This window comes from Bradyrhizobium sp. UFLA06-24 (genome assembly GCF_054967145.1).
Genome location: NZ_JADFUE010000161.1, coordinates 1 through 3,093 on the forward strand (window position 1 = coordinate 1; position 3,093 = coordinate 3,093).

4 protein-coding genes are annotated in these 3,093 nt (G+C 65.8%); 1 reads left to right on the plus strand and 3 read right to left on the minus strand.

All coding sequences use genetic code 11. From position 1 onward, the window contains the following. Window positions 1-964 (plus strand): oleate hydratase (locus IF809_RS38290; protein WP_462840052.1); only part of this gene is annotated, 964 nt, incomplete at its 5' end. Between the two features lie 6 nt (window positions 965-970). On the opposite strand, the gene IF809_RS38295 is transcribed toward IF809_RS38290, so the two are convergent. The 3 genes from IF809_RS38295 to IF809_RS38305 all read right to left on the minus strand — a co-directional run. After that, window positions 971-1,549, minus strand: coding sequence for a hypothetical protein (locus IF809_RS38295; protein WP_128963960.1), 579 nt, complete (start codon window positions 1,547-1,549; stop codon window positions 971-973). Window positions 1,550-1,758: 209 nt separating this feature from the next. Further along, entirely contained in the window at window positions 1,759-2,502 is a 744-nt protein-coding gene (locus tag IF809_RS38300; protein ID WP_462840053.1) for a CoA-transferase, read from the minus strand. After that, the coding region (locus tag IF809_RS38305; protein WP_462840054.1) for a CoA transferase subunit A at window positions 2,502-3,093 on the minus strand (592 nt) is incomplete at its 5' end. The genes IF809_RS38300 and IF809_RS38305, both read right to left, overlap by 1 nt.

Consider the following 3,093-nt stretch of genomic DNA (forward strand, 5'->3'; position numbering starts at 1 on the left):
GGTCTACAATCAGTATGACGCGATCGTGCGGCCGCTCGAGGACTGGCTGAAGCGGCAGGGCGTGCAGTTCGTGCGCGGAACGCGCGTCACCGACATGGCATTCGAGCCGGAGGGAGAGAAGCTGCGGGTGCGCCAGCTCGTGCTCGACCGCGACGGCCGCACTGCCAACGTCCGCCTCGAGGACGGCGACCTCGTGTTCTTCCAGAACGGTTCGATGACGGATGCCTCGAGCCTCGGCACCATGACCGAGCCCGCCCCGCACCTGACGAAGGACGACAGCCAGGGCTGGGCACTGTGGGAGACGATCGCAAAGGGGCGTCCCGAATTCGGCAATCCGTCGGTCTTCAACAACTCGATCCCCGAATCCTACTGGCTGTCCTTCACGGTGACCTGCCGTGATCCGCGCTTCTTCGACCGGATGGAGGCATTCTCCGGCAACAAGGCCGGGACCGGCGGGCTCGTGACATTCAAGGATTCCAACTGGCTGATGTCGGTCGTGCTGTATCACCAGCCGCATTTCACCGGCCAGCCGAAGAACGTCCAGGTGTTCTGGGGCTACGCGCTGCATCCCGATCGCGTCGGCAATTTCGTCGCCAAGCCAATGTCGGATTGCGGCGGCGCCGACATTTTGACCGAGCTGTGCGGCCATCTGAATTTCGATCGCGCCGTGTTCGACGATGCGATCTGCATCCCCTGCCGCATGCCCTACATCACCAGCATGTTCATGCCGCGCAGCATCACAGACCGGCCGTTGCCGGTGCCGGCGAACTCGGTGAACCTCGCCTTCGTCAGCCAGTTCGTGGAGATTCCGGACGACGTCGTCTTCACCGTCGAGTATTCGGTACGCGCGGCGCAGATGGCAGTCTATCAGCTGATGAACATCGATCGCCCGGTGCCGGCCGTGACCCGCCACGACAAGTCGCTCGGCGTGATCTTCGCGACGCTGGAGAAGGCGTTCGCGTGAGGCCCGCTACTTGAACGGATCCTGGATCGACGGCGACGACTGCCGGATGCGGCGCACGCTCACCGGCGTACCGTCGGAGACGAACAGCAGTTCGTACGTCCGGCCTTCGTTGTCGGTCGCCGAGCAGGTGACGTCCTTCACCTTCTTGGCGGCGAAATTGCCGGTCTGGCGGCAGACGCCCGTGGAGGTCTGCTCGGCGGGGACGGGAAGGCCGTCGACCTTGGGGCGGTCCTTGGAGTTGAGCAGCATGCGGTCGATCGGCAACTCGTAGGAATTGTCATCGGCCCGCCTGCCGTTCTCGCCGGAGAACGACACCACGTGGTGCTCGTCGCTGGGATCGTCGACCGCGACCGCGAAGTTGACGCGGCCCTTGTCGCCATGGGCATAGGCCACGGTCTTGCAGGCAAAGGTGCGCCCGGCCACCTTCAGTGTCTTGCAATGGCCTGACATCAGCGCCAGCAGATCGATGAAGGAATGCTGCTGGGCCGGCGGATTGTTCACCGGAATCGCAGTGGAAGACTCGGCAAAACAAGGGCTTGCGAGAGCGACGAGGATGGCAGCCAGGACCGGTCGGCGGAGGCGCATCGTCAGGCTCATGTGCCAGGGGGCGACGGACGGGCGGAAGTTCCGCCCAATAACCATCGAATCGCAAGATGGTTGCGATCCCGTTTGCGTTGCCAAACCAGACTGGAATACCACCGTGCCACCCATCGGCGATTCGCTTAGACCGCCCCGTCCATCCGGCCGCACTTGCCGCCAGGCCAATGTTTTTTTCGTGGCAAAGAACGGTGCGATCACGCCGCCTGCTTCATGATCCGCGCAAAGGCCGGATAAGTCTCGGCGAGCTCGTCGAAAACCCGCCCGCGCAGCAGCGCCAGCGTTGCGGCATCCGGCCGCGGCGTTGCGCGGACAACGTCCGGCTCGGCATAGTCGAAGCCGGTGTTCTCCCTGATGTCGGCCGGCGTGAACGGCGGATGCACCGAGCGCAGGGCAAAGCCACCTGCCTCGCGGTCGAAGTCGAACAGCGCCATGTTGGTCAGCAGCGCATAGGGGCCGCCCCGGCGTGGGACTCCCGGCGTGATTGCCCGGGCGCTGACGAAATCGACCTTCGGCACGAACACGCGCCGCGAATGCTCGTCGCGAAACAGGATGACGCGCGGCACGAGATGATAGAGGTAGGCCGAACCGAACGAGCCGGGCCAGCGCACGTCGGTCTTTGGATAGTCGCCAGTGCCGACCAGGTTGATGTTGCCTTCGCCGTCGATCTGGCCGCCGCCGAGGAAGAAGGCGTCGACGCGGCCCTGCGCGGCGCAGTCGAACAGCTCGATGCCGCCATTGGTGAAGAAGTTGTGCGCCTGCGATCCCAGGATCGAGATGCGCACGGGCGGCTTGCCGTCACGCTCGTTGCGGGCGCGCAGCAGCATCGCGCCGGCCGCGGGGATCGGGGACGAGGCGCCGACAGCGACATGACGGATGCCGTCGAGCAGATCGGCGATGGCGGCGATCAGGATCTCGCGACGTTCGTGATCGGACGACATCAGGCCACCTGCTTGCGATGCGTCAGGAAGGTCGAGAGATAGGCGCGAAAGCCATCCTCGCTGCGTGCCATCGCCGCGTAACGCGCGATCTCGGCCTCGTCGGCCGGATATTCGTCCCACAGCGCCAGCGGCCAGGCGCCGTGCTCGGCGACCGCGATGGCATCGACATAGAGCGACGGCAGCACGCCGGCGGCGGAGTCCTCCGTCTCCAGCAGATTGCGCTCGACGATGCGTTCGACCGTGACCAGCGTCCTCCTGGCCGCATAGGCCATGGTGGCAAGCTCGCGGAAGCGGCCGATCCGCACGTTTCCCGCGCGATCGGCCTCCGGCGCGTGGAACAGTGCAACGTCGGGCGTGATGGCCGGCACCACGACGACCTTGCGCGCCTCGCCGACCGGGCTGTCGATCACCTTCCAGTCGGGACGCACCTCGAGGAGGTCGCTGCCGATGATGCCGGCGATCGGCATGAAGGGCACGCCGTGCTGCGCCGCCAACAGCCCGGCGTGAATGGCGGGACAGGTGGCATCGCGCAAGGTCACGGAGCCAGCCCGCACCGCGGCGCCAAACCGCGGCGCGCTGCCGGCTTCGCCG